Genomic DNA, 20,765 nt, shown 5'->3' with positions numbered 1-20,765 from the left:
TCTGTTACTCACCATTTGGTGGGTGTTTTTTAAATTTTGATAATATTGATACGTCTTTGTACAAATAAAAAAGCTAACCGTTTTCTATTTTAGAAACGATTAGCTTTTTTTATTTTTTCGTAAACTTCAATGTATGTGAAATCTATTTTTTACTTATTAAGTTTTTGATTCCTTTTATAATAAAGCCTACTACTACAGATCTGAAAACACGTGATATAATATTTTTCATTATTAATCCTCCTAAGTTACAATTCAAATTTCCTTAATTTGCTGTATAGTTTCTTTACCCAATTTTCGATGGAATATTGGAGAAAATAGAAAAATTTTTAACTTTTAATAAAATAATGCTTATTTTCCAAAAGAAATAAGACCGTCTTCATCTGCTTTGTTAAAGAAAATCGTAATGATACCACTAATGATAGCGATAACGTATGGAATGCCTGTCCAAAAGAACACTAAATGTACAATACCTTGTAAAAGTTGATTTGAGTAAAATTTATGAATGCCACACCAACCGAGTATAAATGCAAGTATAACGTAAATGACTTTATTTACTTTCATATGTCTAGTCCTTTCATTTTAAAATTATTATCTTAATTATCTCTTATATTAAGCGATTCAACAATCGAAAACAATTAATGAAAAACGAATTCTCGTAAAAAGCCAATTATTGTTTCGAACTTTTTATTTAATTCATATATAATATAGTTAAATAAACATAATAAGGAGCATACAAATGATTAGAAAAGCTAAACCTAACGATAAGCATGAAATTGCAAAATTATGTTATATCATTTGGAGTCAATTAGACATTGACTTAGTGGAATATACTGAAAAAGAGAGATTACTAAAAATTATGGAACAAAGTATGGTGGATGTACAATATAGAGGCCATTATAGTAACACTTGGATATACGAAATCGATGGTGAAATTGCAGGTTGCTTAATTGCATACCCTGGTGATAAAGAGTTAGAGCTTGAAAAGGCTTGGTTAGATATGGAATTAGATGAAGATATTAGAGTTTATGGAACGCCGATGCCAATGAAAGAAGCTAATGATGATGAATGGTATATAGAAACTGTTGCTACCTTTCCAGAATTCAGAGGGCAAGGTGTCGCTACTAAATTAATTAAACATGTATTAGAGACGTATCCAGAAGAAAAATGGAGCTTAAATTGTGATTTACTCAATGATGGAGCGTTACATGTTTATAAAAAATTAGGGTTCCAACCTACAAGTGAATTTGATTTATATGGTCATATGCATTATCACATGGTTCATGTAAAAGCCTGAGCTTTTATTTTTATTCGTTTAAAAAGTAAAAAAATCGATCTTCATGAGTATGAAGATCGAAAAAGTAATACTTACTTTATTTGATTGCTTGGTTAAAGTTGTTTGTTGAGAAATATATTAAATACCACCGAGCAGAGCACTAATATAAATACCAAGTGCATACAGTAGACCGAAGAATGTGTTCGTTTTTCCTGTTGCAGCCATTGCTGGCATCATAGTTGCTGGCGTGTCATTCTTTTTGAATCTACGTACAGCCTTGATAGGTAGCGGGAATGACAGTAAAGCAAGTAAAAAGAAAATTGAACCACCAGGTTGGAAGAACGTAATATAGATAACTAATGCATACGCGACAATGTACATTAATGCTAAGAAGCGTATAGAGTTATTTTTACCTAATAAAATAGGTAATGTCTTACGACCACTTTCTTTATCTTTAACACGGTCACGAATATTATTAGCCATATTGATTAAACCGATTGTTATAACAATTGGAAGACTGATCCAAACAGCTAGACTTTGTAAATTACCTGTTTGAATGAAGAATGCAATTAAAATAATAATCATACCCATGAAAATTCCAGAGAATACTTCACCAAAAGGAGTCCAAGAAATTGGGAACGGCCCACCCGTATATAAATAGCCGATTGCCATACACACGAGTCCAATTGGTATGAGCCAGAACGAACTGTTGATGGCTATAAATAGACCTAGTAAAGCAGCAATGACATAAAATGCAATGGCTATATTCATGACTAACTTAGGACTCATGCCATTTCGAACGATTGCACCACCTATTCCTACAGAAGTGTGGTCATCTAATCCTTTTTTGAAATCATAGTATTCATTAAACATGTTTGTTGCAGCTTGAATTAATAAACAAGCGATTAACATGGCTAAAAGCAAAGCAAGACTTAGATGATCTTCACTACCGAGTAGGAATATTTTTGCAGTAGCAGTACCAACAAGTACTGGTACCACAGCAGCGGTTAAAGTATGTGGTCTCATTAAGTGCCAGTATTTTCTGACAGTAGAATATTGTTGATATTGAGATGCCATAAAATTTTATACCTCGAATTCTTTTATATTAAAATATTTTTTATCAAATTTATTTTAATGGAAGAACTTGTAAAGGTCAAATAACGTGAAAATTATATAAATGAAATAGGCTAGATACCATACACATATTGTGAAAAGTGGTACAATATTATAATGAGTGCAAACTGATAAATGAAAGAAGTGAAATAGATGACTTTGGACGTCAAGGAAAGTGAAATTGTCGAAGCGGTATACGAAAGTAATCATACTTGGGTTTCTGTAGAAGCAAAATTAAATTATGAATTAGATCCTACTGTATTATTCCATGTTACGGAAGACAGTGCAGGAGACCGTTTTTATTTTAAAAAAAATGACAACAAAACTTCATTCTTTGGCTATCATGCTATTAAAAGATTTAAAAATGACTTTGAAAGTAAACAATCTATTTTCCGAGAATGGGAAAAATATAAAAGTGATATTGATTTAATTCATCCAAATTCAGAACGACATCATTTAAAAATTTGTGGCGGATTTCAATTTTCAACACATAAATCTGGAGATGAGTGGCGTGAATTTGGTATTAATCATTTTATATTACCTGAAGTATTGGTAACTATGGAAGAAGGAAACACGTATATTACCTATACTGTAGAAGCAGATCAATTTGAAATTGACTCATTTTTAACGATTATAGATAAGTTAACTCAAGAAAATGTTAGCCCAGATTTTGAAAAAGGTGAAATTAAACGCATTGAGGATATTTATAAAGATGAGTGGCGTGATTTAGTTAAAGATACAATAGATATATTAGATGAAAACAAAAAAATTGTGCTTGCAAGAAAACGATTGATTATGTTTGATAAAAATATAAACATCCCTTATATCTTAAACCAAGCAACACAAGGTGAACATAATAGTTACTTATTTGTATTAGAATCACAAGACAGTGTATTCTTTTCACAAACACCTGAACAATTAATGGAAATTAATGATGAAATATTATCTACAAAAGCAGTTGCAGGTACGATTAAACGTACACATCAAGATGATGTGGATAATGAAAATATAAATGCATTTTTAAATGATGAAAAAAACTTAAATGAACATCGCTTTGTAGTAGATAGCATATTGAATGACATTGAATTGTATGTAGAAGATATTACTTACAATGAAAAGCCACAAATTTTAACAAATGATCATTTGTATCATTTGTATACGAAAATTAAAGGACAATTGATTAGTGAATCTTACATTGGTTTATTAGATAATCTTCACCCGACGCCGGCACTTGGAGGTTACCCAAAAGAGGAAGCAATTGAATATATTGAACAAAATGAGTTTGGAACACGTGGGCTTTATGGCGCGCCAGTTGGCTATATTGACATGTATGATAATTGTGAATTTATCGTTGCAATTAGATCTATGTTGATTAAGAAAAATCAAGCAACATTATTTGCTGGTTGTGGAATTGTAAGTGATTCTGATGCGGATAGTGAAGTAGAAGAGACTGCTGTTAAATTTAGCCCAATGATGAAAGCATTAGGAGTCGAGAAATATGAATAACCATACAACTGCATTAACAAAACAGGTATTTACTTTTGTTTCAGAACTATATGCATACGGAATAAGAGAAATAGTGATAAGTCCAGGATCTCGTTCAACACCAATGGCAATTGCAATTGAAGCACACCCTAAAATGAAATCTTGGATTCATCCAGATGAACGTAGTGCCGCTTTCTTTGCGATGGGATTAATGAAAGGCAGTGAGCGACCAGTTGCGATTCTTTGTACATCTGGTAGCGCTGCTGCGAATTATACACCAGCCATTTCTGAAAGTAGCTTGAGTCATTTACCACTTGTGGTACTAACAAGTGATCGTCCACATGAACTCAGAGGTATTGGGGCACCACAAGCAATAGATCAAACAAATATGTTTGCAAATTATACACAATATCAATTTGATTTCCCAATTGCTGATAGTAATGATGACCAAGACTTTATGACGAATACAGTTAAATTCCAATTACAAAAAGCGAGTCAGTATTTATATGGCCCGCATCGAGGTCCAATTCATCTGAATTTACCATTTAGAGAGCCACTGACACCTGATTTAGAAAAAGTTGAATGGTTAACTTCAGATACGAAGATTATGCCACATTACCAAAAAACGACGAGTCTCAATGAAATAAATGTAATTGTTAAAAAACGCAAAGGTCTTATTATCGTTGGCGATATGCAGCATCAAGATGTAGATCAAATACTCACATTTGCGACGATACATGATATGCCTATACTTGCTGACCCACTAAGTCAATTACGTCGTGAGCATCATCCTAATGTAATAACAACCTATGATCTTTTATTTAGAGCAGGGTTGGAAGTGGATGTTGATTTTATAATTCGAGTAGGTAAACCAGTTATTTCCAAAAAAATAAACCAATGGTTAAAAGAGACGAAGGCATTTCAAATTTTAGTGCAGAATAACGATAGACCAGATGCATTTCCAATAACACCTCATGTTTCTTACGAGATGTCTGCAAATGATTTCTTTAGACAATTATCTGAGACGACGACAGTTGAACGGAAGCAATGGTTAGAAAAATGGCAATCATTAGAGAAACATGCCAAAGTTGAAATTAAAGATTATGTGAGAACTGCGACAGATGAAGCGGCTTACGTAGCAAATGTACTAGACAAACTAACAACAGCTGATGCATTATTTGTGAGTAATAGTATGCCAATTCGTGATGTAGATAATTTGTTTACTGACTGTGAAGCAGAGATTTATTCAAATCGTGGAGCTAACGGTATCGATGGTGTTACTTCAACAGCATTAGGCATGGCGGTGCACAAGAAAGTGACATTGTTGATTGGTGATTTAGCCTTTTATCATGATATGAATGGCTTACTCATGTCTAAATTAAATGATATCAACTTGAATATAGTGTTATTAAATAATGATGGTGGGGGAATCTTTTCATATTTACCACAGAAAGATACAGCTGATGCATATTTCGAAAGATTATTTGGCACACCAACAGGATTGGATTTTGAACATACTGCGCTACTTTACGACTTTACATTTAAACGATTTGAATCTATTGAAGCATTTAAATACACTGAGTTATCCAAATTTGGCGCACATATTTATGAAATTATGACGCATAGAGAAGATAACCTACAACAACATCTTAAACTCTATAAAAAGTTGAGTGATATTATCAATGTTACATTATAAATTTCATCGAGCGAATCAATCAACCAATCAATTAATAGTGATGCTACACGGATTTATTAGTGATCAGCACGCATTTGATAATCATATTCAAATGTTGAAAGAAAGCGTAAATATCGTAACAATTGACTTGCCTGGACATGGTGTAGATGAATCTCCATTTAATCAAGAATGGGACTTTCCTTTTATTAGCCAACAGTTAGATGAAACGCTAGAAGTGTTTAGTGCATATCAATTATTTTTACATGGCTATTCAATGGGTGGTAGAATAGCGTTGTATCATGCAATTCATGGCAACACTAAATTGACAGGTCTTGTTTTGGAAAGTACATCTCCAGGCATTGAAGATCAAACAGCACAGATAGAAAGACAACAAGTTGATTATGCACGTGCCCAAGTATTAGAAATTGCAGGATTAGAAGTTTTTGTTAATGATTGGGAAAAACTGCCACTATTTTATACACAACATGACTTAGATAAGATTACTAAATTAAGTATTCGTAACATGAGAATGCGCCAAGACGCATCAAGATTAGCAAAAGCTTTGAGAGATTACGGTACTGGCAACATGCCTAATTTATGGTCGGAATTGAATCAAATACAAATCCCGACATGTATTATTGTTGGAACTTTAGATGGTAAATTTTGTGAAATTGCTCAAAAAATAGTTTCAATTATACCGAAAACTGAACTTTTTGAAATAGCACAGAGTGGACATACTGTTCATGTGGAAGAAATGGCAGAATTTGATAGAATAGTATTAGGTTTTATTCAAAAGGAGGAGCAAAATGACTAGACAGTGGGAAACAATTAAAGAATATAAAGAGATTAAGTATGAATATTACGATGGAATCGCTAAAGTAACAATTAATCGTCCTGAAGTGCGTAATGCTTTTACACCAAACACGGTACAAGAAATGATGGACGCATTTACTAAAGCACGTGATGATCAACGTGTTGCTGTTATTATTTTAACAGGTGAGGGAGATAAAGCATTTTGTTCTGGTGGAGACCAGTCAGTACGTGGCCACGGTGGCTATGTAGGTGAAGATCAAGTTCCTCGTTTAAACGTATTAGATTTACAAAGACTTATTCGTGTAATTCCAAAACCAGTTATCGCAATGGTAAGAGGTTATGCAGTAGGTGGCGGCAATGTATTAAACGTTGTATGTGATTTAACAATTGCTGCAGATAATGCCATCTTTGGTCAAACTGGACCAAAAGTAGGATCATTTGATGCTGGTTACGGTTCTGGTTATTTAGCTCGTATCGTAGGACATAAAAAAGCACGTGAAATTTGGTATTTATGTCGCCAATATAATGCACAAGAAGCATTAGATATGGGATTAGTTAATACAGTAGTACCTCTAGACGAAGTAGAAGATGAAACTGTTAGATGGTGTGAAGATATTAAGAAACATTCACCAACTGCTTTAAGATTCTTAAAAGCTGCTATGAACGCAGATACAGATGGCTTAGCTGGACTTCAACAAATGGCTGGAGATGCAACATTACTTTACTATACAACGGATGAAGCAAAAGAAGGTAGAGATGCGTTTAAAGAAAAACGTGATCCTGATTTTGATCAATTCCCTAAATTCCCGTAAGGAATTATTATATTAACCGTTATTGAGAGGTTAACATATACTGTCGACAAAGTATCAGACTTTGTCGACATTTTTTTTGCGCTTTTGCGCAAGTACAACTTCGACTTTACTATGTATCTTTATACGGAATTATCTAAGATATGATTTCGATCCATTATTGTGACTTTATTCAGTGATTTTGCCCATAGTAAAAGAATAAAAAAGATGAATAACTGGAATCATTACATAGATTTTATTTTTATATAAAAATAAGATAGTGTATCAATTTATAGTTAGAAATACGTTGTTTAAAAAACTCTTTTAATAGTTATAATATATTTGACTATAATTTAAAAATATATTAATATTATAATGAAAAGAAATGAGGGAGAACAATGGCATCAGACGCTAACGACCAAATACGAAAAGAAATGTGCTACTTATTTTATATTACGAGTAAAGAAGTTGTAAATCGTTTTAATCGCTACTTAAAACAGTATGATATAAGCTTTCCTAACTATATTGTATTACTTTATATTGAAAACGATAAAAATGTTTATATTAAAACGTTATGTGATGAACTCTATTTAGATTCTGGTACTATAAGCCCTATAATTAAACGTTTAGAAAAAAAAGACCTAATTAATCGAATCAGAACAGAAGAAGATGAACGTAGAGTTAAAGTGAGATTAACAGAAAAAGGTTTGAAACTTAAAGAAGAATTCAGCAAAATCTCCGAAGATGTTATTCAACAATTTGATATGGAAGGTGAAGAGTCAGTTACTTATTATCAAATTTTAAAAGCGTTTGCTGAGAAAAATGTTTTTAAGAAAAATGAAGATTTATAAATATAAAGCACCCGCTAAACATTGAAGATAATTCAACATTTAGCGGGTGCTTTTGTGTCTATAATAAAAAATTATTGTTGATAGTATTTCTTAAGAAATTCTTCAAGTCTTCTCATACCTTCTTTTAAGGCGTCAAGTTCATAAGCATAGGATATACGTACATGACCTTTACCTAAATCAGTAAAAGCTGAACCTGGTACCATTGCTACATGTGCTTTTTCAAGTACATTAATACAAAATTCAAAATCGTCATCAGTAAATTTTTTGATGCTAGGGAAGATATAAAAAGCACCTTCTGGCTTAGCATCAAGTTCAAATCCGAGAGACTCTAATTTTTGAATTAAAAAATCACGACGTTCAATATAAGCTTTATTCATATATTGTGGTGCTTCTAAGCCTTCATTTAAAGCAGCAATACAAGCAATTTGTGCTGGTACATTTGCACAAATACAATTATAAGCATGCATAAATGTTAACTTTTCAATTAAGTACTCAGGTCCAATTAAAAATCCAATACGGATACCAGTTGCAGAATGTGATTTACTTAAACCACCTACGAGTAAAAGTTGATCGCGGATAGCATCAAATTCTGCAAAAGAAGTATGTTTTCCACTAAATGTGTTTTCAGCATAAATTTCATCACTAATTATGAATATCTCTTTATCTTTCAAGGTCTCAGTGATTGCTTGAACCTCATCATACGATAATATGACGCCAGTAGGGTTAGTTGGATAGTTAAGTAATATTGCTTTTGTATTGTTCGTAATATGAGCTTCTATGGCCTCAGGAGTGATTTTATACTGAGACTGAGTTGTATCTATGAAAATTGGAACGCCACCCAGTGTTTTAATTAAAGGAATGTATCCTGCATAAATAGGGCCAGGAACAATAATTTCATCGCCTTGATTAATAATACTTCGTAATGCTGTATCTAATGCTTCACTAGCGCCATTAGTAATAATAATTTCTTCAGTACTATACTTAAAATGATAGCGTTGCTCAAAATATTCACTTACAGCGTTTCTTGTTTCAAATAATCCTTTATTATGCGAATAGGTTGTTTGATCTTCATTTATCGCATTAATATATGCAGATTTAACTACATCTGGCATAGGAAAATCTGGTTGGCCAATTGTTAAATTGATACAGTTATCAATGTTCTTAATACGACTTGAAAATTGACGTATGCTTGGTGCGCTTAAATATTTAGCATTATTGTTTAAAGAAAGTTTCATTGATTATTTCACCTCGAGATTAAAAATACCGAATTGTATTTTTATATGTATGATTAATAGATATCATCAAATTATTTCTATCATAACATATTTAAAATAAATACAATTCGGTAAAAGCTTTTATTAACCTTTGAATTTAGAAGGTGACTGCAAATTAATAACTGGGTTTGTCCATTTTGATACAAAACGTGTCGATAAAATATAAACAATGAAACATGTTGCACTTAAAAGATAAATATAAGTTAAAACAGATATTTCATCTTTAAACGGATGAAGACCGAAACCACGAACCACTCCGATTACAAGACCATGTAATAAATAGATATGCATTGTTCTACGTCCTATATAAGTAAAGAATTTTTCTTTTTCAGGTATTAAATTCAAGAAAGAAAACATTGTTGCTAAAATAATAAAATAAAGGAGTAATCTTTTGAACGGACTGTAAAGATCTTGTTTCCCTTCTAATGACATATATGGCGAATCACCTAACAACCAGTCTGAATTGATTGGATGAATGGTATAGATTATATAGAAAGTCACTAAAATTATAAAAGCAATAGGGACGAACTTTTTATTTCGTAAAATTTGAGTATGTTTACTTGTAAATAAATAACCTAAATAAAATATCGGAAAGAACATAATCGTTCTTGAAAAACTCAAATAATTATCAATATTGTCAGAATAACCAGCAAATAATGAAAAAATGATTGCTATTGGTAAGACAAAATAAGGTTTATAGTCTTTAACAATTACTAAAATCACATGAAAGAAGAATAATGTAAGTAAAAACCAAAGTGCGAACACTGGATCGAAAGGATCGAATTGAACGCTATCTTCTTTACCAGTTAAATAATAATATATAGAGAAAAAACCAAAGAAAATAATATAAGGTATTAATAGTTTTTTAGAGACTTTTTCTAAATAACCAGCTTCTCCTGCTTTTTTTGCAAAGTAACCAGAAATAAATAAAAATGCTGGCATATGAAAGCTGTATATTGTTAAGTACAACGACGATAGATATGTACTCGCTTCATTGTAAGGTTGTAATAAATGCCCAAAGACAACAAGAAAAATCAATATTGCTCTTGCATTGTCAAAAAAGTAATCTCTCTTTTTTAATTGTGCCATGCTTTTTCTCCTTTAAAAGTGCCGGGTGAATTTTATAATCACTGATACTAATTTATTATAAATCATATGAGAAATGCAACAAAATAGATCGATTTGTATTTTATTATTGTATATTATGTAGAATGACATTATAATATTAAGAAATATAATAGTGTCATTTGATTGGTAGTAACAAGTAAATTAACATAGTGGAGATGAAGCAACATGTACAAACAACTAGAACAATTAATTACACTGACGAGTAACGATTTGAACTTAGTAAGTAGAAGGTTTGGCCAACGTACAGATTTAACTTCAGAGCAATTAGAAATGTTAAGAATTTTATACAATTATGAAGTTTTATCTCAATATGACTTAACTATGAAAATTAATAAAGAACAATCAATTGTATCACGTTGGATAAAAAAACTTTGCCAAATGGGTTACATAACTAGTAAACAATCTAATAAAGATTTGAGATGTAAAGATTTAATGGTAACGGATAAGACAAAGGAACTTGTACAACAAATTAATGAGGTAAGGGTAGCTTTAATTGAAGCGCGCTGCCAAAATTTAACTTCACAAGATATAGAAGACTTAAACCATTTGCTATATAAATTAAACGTTCGTCATGCTTATTTACGTTAGATTATTGGGGCTGATTAATTTATATGAAAGCACCAATAAATAAAAATTTAAGAGTACATGTATCACTCATAGAAAATATCTGTTGAGTGATCATGTACTCTTATTTTAATTGTATAAAAGAAAATATAGTATTGTAGGTGTAAATTAAGCTTTATAAGTATTTACATCAAAATATTTACCTAATTTACCCATTGAATCATAGAACCCTTTAATACGTGTGGCATTGTGCTCTGCCCATCTTACGTCAGTTGCGTATTGATGTTCACCTGGATTTTCAGGGTTCCAACGCATTTTATAAAGTGTATTTTGACCTTGGCTGATGTATGAACTTGAGATGAATTTAGCGCCACCAACGATTGCTTTTTTAACTGTATCCCAACCGTTAGATTTGGCAGTAGCGAAACCTTGTTTAACTGCATCGCTATCAACTGCTCCGATACCAAACATATTATAATATTTGTTTGGACCATCTGTTACGACTTTATCATCTACTACATCGCCACCGTTAGCAAGTTTTGAAGTACCATCGCCTGTTTCTAATAGAGCATGTGAGATTAAATAAACTTCATTTATATTGTAAGCCTTAGCTGCTTCACTGAATGCTTCGCCTTGACCTTCTAAAATGCCTTTACCAACTAAAAGTTTATCTAAATCTGCTGAAGCAATATCTTGAGATTTATCTAAACGTAAGAATTGATATTTTTGAGTAGGGTCTTGTGCTAATTTACCAGTATCCATAGCATTTTTTATTTCGATAGGTGTAGCATCTTCCCATTTACCTGGTGTGTGTTGAATTTGAGGTTTGGTTTTTAAACCTGCTTGAATTGCAACAGCTTCATCTAGCGTTAGACCAGATTGATAATATTTGATTAACTCTTTGCGTAAGTCTTCTTCTTTAATCCAAACCATTTGGCCATTAGATAGTTTGCCGTGATACCAAGTCACACCATTGACAACTTGTTTCTCGAATACTGTAAAGATACTTTCATAGAAATCATTTAATGAGCCTGCTGGTTGATTAGAAGTTGGATCTAAGTAATAACTACCATCAGCATTATAAATAACATAATCAAATTTATAAGGTGTAACTGCCGATTTAGTTACGTCAGATGTTTGAGTTTCGGTTGCAACTTTATTATTTGTATTTGTATTTAAATCTTTAGCTGCAATCCATCCAGTCTTGTTATTAACATTACCGTACACGTATTCATCTTTATCCACTTTAACTGATTTAGAAGCATTAAATTGATTGTTTTTCACATTTTTTAATGAGTCTAATTGTTGAGCTTTTGTACCCCAAGGTACTGCATAAAGTCCATTATTTGTAGATTTAATTGTGAATTGACCATTTTTAGCAGATGTTTTACTTAAATCACGTGTATTGATGTCTTTTGTATTAACCCAACCTAATGGTGTGTTTTGGTTAGAATTTTGAATTAATACGTAAGTGTTATCGCCTTGTGTACGTTTTTTTGTAACGTTAAATGTACGGCCTGATAATTTAGATGCATCTTTGGCTTTTGTATCATTAACTTTAGTCTTAATACCAGAATTTGTATTATTTAATTGACCAATTTTACTTACTGATTGAGTTGGGTTTGCTGTATTTTTAGTAGCAGCTTCATTAACTGTAATATCACCGGTTTGCATCCAACCTATATTACTATTCGTTTTGTTATCTGTTATTAAGTAGAAACTATTACTTCCAAGTGTAGCTTTTTTACTTAATTTATAAGTATTGCCATTCACATATGGTTTTTGTACACCTTGTTTGTCGTAAACTGAAGTGTAGACACCATGATTTGTTTTGGCTACAGTACCTTGTTGGTTAGTAAGATTAGTTACTGATAATTGACCTGTATTTGCAGGTGGGGCAACAGTTGAACTTGGTGAAGACAACTTACTTAAACTTACCCAACCAGATAAATCATTTACAGAGCCATAAACATAGTTTGTTTTACCAATTTGTTGTTGTTTCGTTGCTTTAAATGTTTGGTTAGCGTTACCTGAAACAGTTCCAGCTTTTTGAGAGCTAGTACCCCAAGGGACTGTATATAAAATTTCGCCTGGTTTAATATTATAAGTTTTATTTATCGCAGTAACAGGTTTAGCTGTATTATAATCCACATCATTTTGGTGAACCCAACCAATTAAGTTCCCTTTATTATAATCAATTACCAAATAGAAATTTTCGTTGCCTATTTTGGCTGATTTTGTAACTTTTAGTGTTTGATTTGTACGATCAGTTTTTTTACCTTGGTGGTCATAAACTGTTGCATATAAGCCATCATTCGTAGTATTAATACGGCCAACACCATTATTAGCTTCTACTGTTAATGAACCTGTTTTTGGTGGGGTAACAGTACTACCAGTGTTACTAGAACCACCCGTACTACCTGAGCCACCAGTATTGCTAGAACCATCTGTATTTGTAGATTCGTCTTTGCCACTAGTACTACCTGAAGATGTTGCTCCCCAAGGTGCTACTTGACCAGTTTTAATTAAATATTTTTCATAGATTAGGTCATATAATTCATCATAACTGTAGTTATATGAAGCTAAGTAACCATGAGGGTCCGTATGATTAGAACCACCTAGGAAAGTACTAACGGCTTGGTGAGTCCAAACTGTACCTTGTCCATCGTACTCAGCACTATCTGGTGAAAGACCATAATATTGTAGGTTTGTTGCTGCATAATCAGCATAATTGTTAATTGAACGTGCAAATGAATCATAATCATGTGTATGAACTAACTCAACATGAATAAATCGATCGTTTGCAGCTGGACCAGCGCCCCAAGCAAGATAGTCAGTATTTGCAGTTTCAATAATACGATTACCGTCAATATATGCATGAACAAAAGCACTATTATAATTATTCTTCATGTAGTTAATTTCACCAGTAATAGTTGAGTTATCATTTGCAGTTTCGTGTAAAACGATACCTTCTGGTTTACCATAACGATAATTATATTGCGGTAAATAACTTGCAATATCTTGTTCATAATTTGGAGCTTGGAAGTTATTGTTACGAATATAGTTATTAAGTGATGAACTCACTTGTGGACTATATGCTGGTAGAGAACTTGTTGTGCCTGCTTCTCTTGTTATTGCAGAACGCGTTGAAAGCGTATTATTTACATTAGCTGATGCTACTCTTAATTTAGGAGTAGCTTCTGTACTTACTGTTGTCGCAGTAGTACTTGGCGTACTAGGCTTAGTTGCAGTTGATGTTGCCTTACTATCTTCGCTTGTGCTTTGTTCACTTACGTCAGAAGAGGCATCTACTTTATTATCTTCAGAAGCTTTAACATCTTCATTAGAAGCATCTTCTTCAGTAGCTTTAGCATCTTCAGAATTCTGTTCACTTACGTCAGAAGAAGTGTTGTCTTCTTTATTATCTTCAGAATCTTTAGCATCCTTATCATCTTGAACGTCTTTATCAGAAGTATCTTCTTCAGATTGTTGAGTATCTTCAGAATCTTGTTCGTCTAAGTCAGAAGAAGTATCTTCTTCAGATTGTTGAGCGTCTTCAGAATCTTGTTCGTTTAAGTCAGAAGAAGTGTTGTCTTCTTTATTATCTTCAGAAGCTGTAGCATCCTCATCATCTTGAACGTTTTTATCAGAAGCGTCTTCTTCAGACTGTTGAGTATCTTCAGAATCTTGTTCACTTACGTCAGAAGAAGTGTTGTCCTCTTTATTTTGTTCAGTAGATTGACTAGTTTCACCATCTTGAACGTCTTCATTAGAAGCATCTTCTTCAGTAGCTTTAGCATCTTCAGGATTCTGTTCGTTTACGTCAGAAGAAGTGTTGTCCTCTTTATTTTGTTCAGTAGATTGACTAGTTTCACCATCTTGAACGTCTTCATTAGAAGCATCTTCTTCAGTAGCTTTAGCATCTTCAGGATTCTGTTCGTTTACGTCAGAAGAAGTGTTGTCCTCTTTATTTTGTTCAGTAGATTGACTAGTTTCATCATCTTGAACGTCTTCATTAGAAACATCTTCTTCAGTAGCTTTAGCATCTTCAGAATTCTGTTCGTTTACGTCAGAAGAAGTGTTGTCCTCTTTATTTTGTTCAGTAGATTGATTAGTTTCATCATCTTGAACCTCTTTGTCAGAAACATCTTCTTTAGTAGCTTTAGCATCTTCAGAATTCTGTTCGTTTACATCAGAAGAAGTGTTGTCCTCTTTATTTTGTTCAGAATTTTGATTAGCTTGATTGTCTTGAACGTCTTTATTAGAAGTGTCTTCTTCAGTAGCTTTAGTATCTTCAGAATTTTGTTCGTTTACATCAGAAGAAGTGTTATCTTGAGCTGTATTTTGTTCAGTAGCTTGCGTATTTTCAACAGTTTGATTGTTATTAATTGGAGTTGTTGTATCATCAGTTGAATTATCTTCATTATTTTGAACATTAGTATTTTCCTCAGATTGTTGAGCATTTTTAGAACTTTGTTCGTTTACGTCAGAAGAAGTGTTGTCCTGAGCTGTATTTTGTTCAGTAGTTTGCGTATTTTCAACAGCTTGACTGTTATCAACTGCAGTAGTTGCATCATCAGTTGAATTGCCTTCGTTGTGTTGAATATTTTGATTAGAAGTATCTTCTACAGATTGTTGAGTCTCTTCGGAATCTTGCTGGTTTAGGTCAGAAGAAGTATTGTTTTGAGCGGGCTCTTGTTCAATACTTTGAGCATCTTCAGAATCCTGAGTGTTTTCAGTTACTTCATTAGCCTCAGATTGCGTATTCGCTTGGTCTTCTTGGCCTGAAGTTTGTTGATTGTATGTATCTTGACTTGGTGTTTGCTCAGAGTTCAACTCATCTAATTCTGCATCGTAAGTATTAACTTCGTTTGCTAAGGTCTGTTCAACTTGTGTAGGGTCTTGGTATGATTGTGTACCTGAAATATTAGTGGTAGGTTTACTAACTTCAGATTTGATTTGTTCACTTTGTTTAAGTGTATTCTTATCATCTAACACATTCTCGTTTGTAGATTTATTTTGTACGTCATCTGCAGCTTGTGCTTGATGAGATGTTAAAGCTGTACCTGCTAACGTTAGTGCTACCATCGACGGTACTTTATAAGTAAACTTTTTCTTAGTCATTAAACTGCCCCTTTAACTATATAATTTAATGTCTATTATAATACGACTTTTGGAGGAGTGGTTTACTTTTTACTGATTTGTAATATAAAATTAATCTAATTAAGTTTTGGAAAAGTTATAACATCTGATTTAATGCGTTATAAAGCTTAATTTTGAAAATATTGAAATATTACACAAATCGAAATATTACAAAAGATAGTTGCAATATAAATACAAAAACATATTAAATTGGGTTAAATTGATTTTGTCATAGCAATATGATCAATATTTTCCTCAATAAAAATCTTTCCAAAAGGTTTATATCCTAGAGATTCATAAAAAGTTTGAGCATGGCATTGTGCATTTAGCATTAAGGAATGATGGCCTTGATTTTTAGCGGATTCTTCTAAAAATTGCATGAGTAGTTTGCCATATCCAGATTTTCTATGAGATAAAATAATAGCAACTCTTTCTATTTTAACGGCATTGTCATAAGGACGAAATCTACCAGTGGCGAAGGGGATGTTGTTTTCATCATATCCAATGATATGCGTAGCAATAGCTTCGTATTGATCTATTTCATTTTCTAACGGTACACCTTGTTCAAGAACAAATACTTGTTTTCGAACACTGTATGCATCTTCCATCATGGAAGGCGTGGTAACAATTTTAAACATAACAATTCCTCATTTCATTTATTTTGGTTAAAAAAAGACCCTATCAAAGTTTAATATGATAGGGCGTTAATTTATTGATTATTGTGCTTCTTTTCTAATTATCGCAGTATATTGCCAAAAAATTCGCATTTGAGCAATATTCCAATTATTCATACCCATAGTAAAACCAGACGGTCTGAATAAATTAACATCTGTAACCTCTAATGCAGCCGCAATAAGATATTGGATAGGTACGCTAATTTCTTTCATTGTTTCTGTTATACCATTTTGATTATAAACCCACGAAAACGGTAATTCTGATTCAAAAACATCAACTTTTTCGAATATTTCTGGAAGTCCAACAATATAACATGCACCATCGATGATAGGGTTGTTATCACTATCTTTATAGTATATGCGTAAAGCTTCATAGTTTTCACGGTGTTCATGATTGACATAGAAAAATTCATTTCTAAAAAGCGCCATATCTTTGCTGTGTATCATTTGTTGTTCTAAAACATTAAACATTCCGTTTACATGAGCAAGTTTTTCGTATGTTTTGCGTGACATATAGTGAGCTCCTCTCCACAGTTAATATTGATTAGTTGGTACTTCTTGAGCATTTTGTTGTTGACTAGGATCTACCTGTTGCTGATTAGGATCAGTTTGTTGCATGTTGTTATTCTGTTGTTGCTGATTATTATTGTTTTGTTGTTGGTTAGGGTCTACTTGTTGTTGATTAGGATCAGTCTGTTGCTGGTCGCTATTCTGTTGTTGTGAATTATCGTTGTTTTCAGTGTTATTTAATTCAGATGAATTGTCTTCATCTTCATCATTGGTAGTATCATTTTGATTTTTTCTAAGTAGGCTACTGTCTAACTCTGTTTGTGGTACGAGTGTACCATAAAAATCAGTGACACGTTGATTTAAGAAATCACTTGTATCTTCAATCTTAGGTAAATTTAAATCATCACGTAGTAAATTTGAAGTGTCTTGAATACTATTAATATCTGGATTGTAATAATAGATTCCATTTAAGTAATCATCTTCACCTTCAAGTTGTTTACTTTTGATTTCAACATCATCTTTTAAATAAGATGTTGCAAGAGCTTTTACCTCATCATAGCTTAAATTATGTTTTGAATTATTCCCAACTATTTCAATAACATCATCTAGTTTACTAAAGGAACCAGCATTTTGTGCCTTAGCAAAGAGTTTTTTAATTAACTCCATTTGTCTTTGACCACGTTTTAAATCAGAATCATGATGTCGTGTTCTAGCGACTGCTAATGCTTCGTCGCCATTTAGTTTTTGATGTCCTTTTTCAACTTTTATTTTGCCACTGTCATCAGTATTTGGTTCACTGATGTCATAAGGGACATTATATTCAATGCCACCAAGTTCATCAACGCATCTACGAATGCATCCATATTAATACGTACATAATAATCAACCGGTACGTTTAAAGTAGCTTCTACAGAATCCATTGAAGCTGTAGGTCCACCATAAGCATGTGCATGCGTGATTTTATCGTAATAACCTACTTTTGGAATATAACTGATTGTATCACGTGGAATGCTTAGCATTCTTATTTGTTCTTTATCGGAATTAAATGTTGAAAGAATCATTGCATCGGTTCTTGATTGTTCAGTACTTTGCCCATTTTTTTCTCGTCCACTATTTCCATCAATACCTAAAAATAAGATAGAAATAGGATCTTTAGAAGGATCGACTTTAGATTCACGAATGTTTGATTTCCTAGAGGAGTCACCATCGTTAAAAGAATTCTCAAAAGCGCCTTGAGATGATTTGAGTAGAATGATAGCAAATATAACCGGAACAACGACAAGAACTAAAGATAGAAATATTAAAAAATATTTTAAAAATTTATTCATGTTTGAAGCTCCCCATGTATATGATTTTGTACATGTTACTATATTATCGTTAAATGTTATAGCTCTTTTAACTATATTAAATATTTGTAAAGAAGAAAATGTACTATAACTTATAATTTTATTACTATAGCTAGTAAATATCAACTATGAATGTGTTATTTTCAAGTTTAAAGTAAAATTAAATCAGGGTATGTGAAGTATAATGCTTATATATTGGAATTTATCAGTAGAAACTAACAAAATTGTCATTTGCTTAGAAATGATTTATAGCGATACATGAGCTATAATATATAATAGAAATATCATCTTGTGAACAATAACTGTGTTTCAAGGAAATGACAAAATAATTATAAATATAAGAAAAAAGGGCTTTGCTACGTTATAATTTAAGAACAATGCTTTCTATAAAATATTTTTAAAATAATAATTGAAATGGATATATCTTTAGCAAAAGATATGAGGAGGAAAAGCGAGTATGAAGCAAGAATGGTTAGATAAAATAGATGAGAGTTTAGTGAAAGATTTTTATGAAATACAAACAGAAACAGAAAAAGAAGAAGGGTTCAAAGGAAGTTTAGCTTTTGGAACTGCAGGTATTAGAAGCACTTTTGGCTTAGGACCAGGAAGATTAAATGCATTTACAATTCGCAAAGTGGCTTTAGGTTTAGCTCAATTTTTAAGAAGTAAAATTGATTCACCAACTGTAGTAATACACTTTGATACGAGATTTTTATCTAAAGCATTTTCACAAGAAATGGCTAGTGTGCTAGCTAATAATAATGTTATACCTATTTTGTCAGAAGATTATAAATCTACTCCAGAGTTATCATTTGCCGTTAGACATTTGAATGCAGATGCAGGTGTGATGATAACAGCTAGTCATAATCCTAAAAATTATAATGGTATAAAAATTTATGATGAAAAAGGCGGCCAATTATTACCTGATGAATCCGAACAACTTAGTAATTATATTAATACGATAGAATCTCCATTATCGATTAAAAAGGGCGATTTTGAAGTATTAAAAGAAAATAATAGAATTAAATATATTACTAGTGAAGTAACTGAAAAATATAAAAGTGAAGTTAAAGATTTAGTAGGTTCGATTGATGAAAAAGGTGCAAAAGTAGTATTAACCAGTTTACATGGTACAAGTTTACCGTTAGTTTCAAATATATTAACAGAATTGGATTACCAAAATTTTGTGATAGAAGAAGAGCAATCTACACCGGATGGTAATTTCCCAACTGTAGAAATTGCTAATCCTGAAGATGAAACTGCTTTTAATTACGGCCTAGCACTTGCAGAAAAAACAGATGCACAACTGATCATAGCTACAGACCCTGATGCAGATAGATTTGGTTTTATTGAGCGTTATGGAAAAAATGAATATAGATATTTTAATGGTAATGAAATTGGGTTACTGTTTATGAAATTGAGATTCCAAGAATTAGTTGAAGCAGGCGCACCACTTTACATTATTAAATCTATCGTCACAAGTGAGTTAGCAGAAAGATTAGCATTAGCGTTAAATGTACAAGTTAATAATGTGCTGACTGGATTTAAATATATTTCTGATTTAATTGAGCAAAAAGGTGCAGACAATGAGACGCAATTATTACTCGCATTTGAGGAAAGCCACGGCTATTTAGCGAAATCAATTTCTAGAGATAAAGATGCAATTCAAATGGTACCTTTATTAGTTAAATATAAAAATCTATTATCTAAAAATGGTTTAACATTTAAAGACACTATGGAAGATATTTATCAAAATATTGGTGCATTTAAAGATAGAACACTCGCACCGTCATTTGAAGGAGCCGAAGGTGTAGAAAAGATTTCGAATATAATGAGTCAATTTAGAAATAACGATATATTCTCAATTTGTGGTATGGATGTAAAACAAATAGAAGACTATCATACAGGTGAAAATAGAAATGTTATAGAGGGTACAACTGAAGCATTAACGTTACCGAAAACGGATTTAATTAGATTTATTTTTGATAATGGATTTATCGCGCTTAGACCATCTGGAACAGAGCCAAAAATTAAACTCTATTTCTCTCTGAATGTAGAAGATATAGATGCAATTACAGATCAATTTGAAAAAGACTATATTCAAAATATAGATTAATTTATGTAGAGGC

The 20,765-nt window shown here is 32.1% G+C and carries 15 protein-coding genes and 1 pseudogene; 8 read left to right on the top strand and 8 right to left on the bottom strand.

The window, feature by feature from the left end; genetic code table 11:
• Positions 1-348: 348 nt before the first annotated feature.
• Complete coding sequence (locus AAA453_RS11300; protein WP_427705046.1) at positions 349-561, bottom strand: TM2 domain-containing protein; 213 nt, start codon at positions 559-561, stop codon at positions 349-351.
• Positions 562-736: 175 nt separating this feature from the next.
• On the opposite strand from AAA453_RS11300, the gene AAA453_RS11295 reads away from it, so the two are divergent.
• A complete protein-coding gene (locus AAA453_RS11295; protein ID WP_427705044.1) occupies positions 737-1,294 on the top strand; it encodes a GNAT family N-acetyltransferase in 558 nt (185 codons plus the stop codon).
• A gap of 117 nt (positions 1,295-1,411) precedes the next feature.
• Here AAA453_RS11295 and AAA453_RS11290 read toward each other — a convergent pair whose 3' ends face one another.
• Positions 1,412-2,350, bottom strand: coding sequence for a 1,4-dihydroxy-2-naphthoate polyprenyltransferase (locus tag AAA453_RS11290; RefSeq protein ID WP_285322911.1), 939 nt, complete (start codon positions 2,348-2,350; stop codon positions 1,412-1,414).
• A gap of 189 nt (positions 2,351-2,539) precedes the next feature.
• On the opposite strand from AAA453_RS11290, the gene AAA453_RS11285 reads away from it, so the two are divergent.
• The 5 genes from AAA453_RS11285 to AAA453_RS11265 all read left to right on the top strand — a co-directional run bounded on the left by AAA453_RS11285 (position 2,540) and on the right by AAA453_RS11265 (position 7,998).
• The gene (locus AAA453_RS11285) at positions 2,540-3,892 is read left to right on the top strand and encodes an isochorismate synthase (RefSeq protein ID WP_069818227.1); all 1,353 of its coding nucleotides are present in this window, start codon (positions 2,540-2,542) and stop codon (positions 3,890-3,892) included.
• The gene (gene menD / locus AAA453_RS11280; RefSeq protein WP_069818228.1) at positions 3,885-5,567 is read left to right on the top strand and encodes a 2-succinyl-5-enolpyruvyl-6-hydroxy-3-cyclohexene-1-carboxylic-acid synthase; all 1,683 of its coding nucleotides are present in this window, start codon (positions 3,885-3,887) and stop codon (positions 5,565-5,567) included. Before AAA453_RS11285 ends, menD begins: the two co-directional genes overlap by 8 nt.
• Positions 5,554-6,360, top strand: coding sequence for a 2-succinyl-6-hydroxy-2,4-cyclohexadiene-1-carboxylate synthase (gene menH, locus AAA453_RS11275; protein WP_069818229.1), 807 nt, complete (start codon positions 5,554-5,556; stop codon positions 6,358-6,360). The genes menD and menH overlap by 14 nt, the downstream gene beginning before the upstream one ends.
• A complete protein-coding gene (gene menB, locus AAA453_RS11270; RefSeq protein ID WP_002508054.1) occupies positions 6,353-7,171 on the top strand; it encodes a 1,4-dihydroxy-2-naphthoyl-CoA synthase in 819 nt (272 codons plus the stop codon). Before menH ends, menB begins: the two co-directional genes overlap by 8 nt.
• 374 nt (positions 7,172-7,545) lie before the next feature.
• Positions 7,546-7,998: a MarR family winged helix-turn-helix transcriptional regulator gene (locus AAA453_RS11265; protein WP_002508053.1), complete on the top strand. Its 453-nt coding sequence runs from the start codon at positions 7,546-7,548 to the stop codon at positions 7,996-7,998.
• A 71-nt stretch (positions 7,999-8,069) separates the two neighbouring features.
• Here the strand turns inward: AAA453_RS11265 and AAA453_RS11260 are convergent, their stop codons facing one another.
• Both AAA453_RS11260 and AAA453_RS11255 read right to left on the bottom strand, forming a co-directional pair.
• Positions 8,070-9,233 (bottom strand): aminotransferase class I/II-fold pyridoxal phosphate-dependent enzyme, encoded by a 1,164-nt coding sequence (locus tag AAA453_RS11260; protein ID WP_427705041.1) that lies wholly within the window; start codon positions 9,231-9,233, stop codon positions 8,070-8,072.
• Between the two features lie 123 nt (positions 9,234-9,356).
• Positions 9,357-10,361, bottom strand: a complete 1,005-nt coding sequence (locus tag AAA453_RS11255; protein WP_021339521.1) for an acyltransferase family protein — start codon at positions 10,359-10,361, stop codon at positions 9,357-9,359.
• 204 nt (positions 10,362-10,565) lie between these two features.
• Here AAA453_RS11255 and AAA453_RS11250 point away from each other — a divergent pair, with 204 nt between their 5' ends.
• Positions 10,566-10,988, top strand: coding sequence for a MarR family transcriptional regulator (locus tag AAA453_RS11250; RefSeq protein ID WP_002508050.1), 423 nt, complete (start codon positions 10,566-10,568; stop codon positions 10,986-10,988).
• A 144-nt stretch (positions 10,989-11,132) separates the two neighbouring features.
• Here the strand turns inward: AAA453_RS11250 and AAA453_RS11245 are convergent, their stop codons facing one another.
• The 4 genes and pseudogenes from AAA453_RS11245 to AAA453_RS11230 form a co-directional block, all read right to left on the bottom strand.
• A complete protein-coding gene (locus AAA453_RS11245) occupies positions 11,133-16,088 on the bottom strand; it encodes a GW dipeptide domain-containing protein (RefSeq protein WP_427705038.1) in 4,956 nt (1,651 codons plus the stop codon).
• Between the two features lie 233 nt (positions 16,089-16,321).
• The gene (locus AAA453_RS11240; protein WP_427705036.1) at positions 16,322-16,744 is read right to left on the bottom strand and encodes a GNAT family N-acetyltransferase; all 423 of its coding nucleotides are present in this window, start codon (positions 16,742-16,744) and stop codon (positions 16,322-16,324) included.
• 78 nt (positions 16,745-16,822) lie between these two features.
• The gene (locus AAA453_RS11235; protein ID WP_427705034.1) at positions 16,823-17,293 is read right to left on the bottom strand and encodes a DUF2538 family protein; all 471 of its coding nucleotides are present in this window, start codon (positions 17,291-17,293) and stop codon (positions 16,823-16,825) included.
• Between the two features lie 21 nt (positions 17,294-17,314).
• Positions 17,315-18,618 (bottom strand): annotated as a pseudogene (locus tag AAA453_RS11230) (LCP family protein).
• 475 nt (positions 18,619-19,093) lie between these two features.
• On the opposite strand from AAA453_RS11230, the gene AAA453_RS11225 reads away from it, so the two are divergent.
• On the top strand, positions 19,094-20,752 hold the full coding sequence (locus tag AAA453_RS11225) for a phospho-sugar mutase (protein WP_427705032.1): 1,659 nt from the start codon (positions 19,094-19,096) through the stop codon (positions 20,750-20,752).
• Positions 20,753-20,765: the final 13 nt, after the last annotated feature.

It is taken from the genome of Staphylococcus parequorum (assembly GCF_039237145.1).
Taxonomy (GTDB): domain Bacteria; phylum Bacillota; class Bacilli; order Staphylococcales; family Staphylococcaceae; genus Staphylococcus; species Staphylococcus equorum_A.
This window is presented reverse-complemented; position numbering and strand designations above follow the sequence as displayed.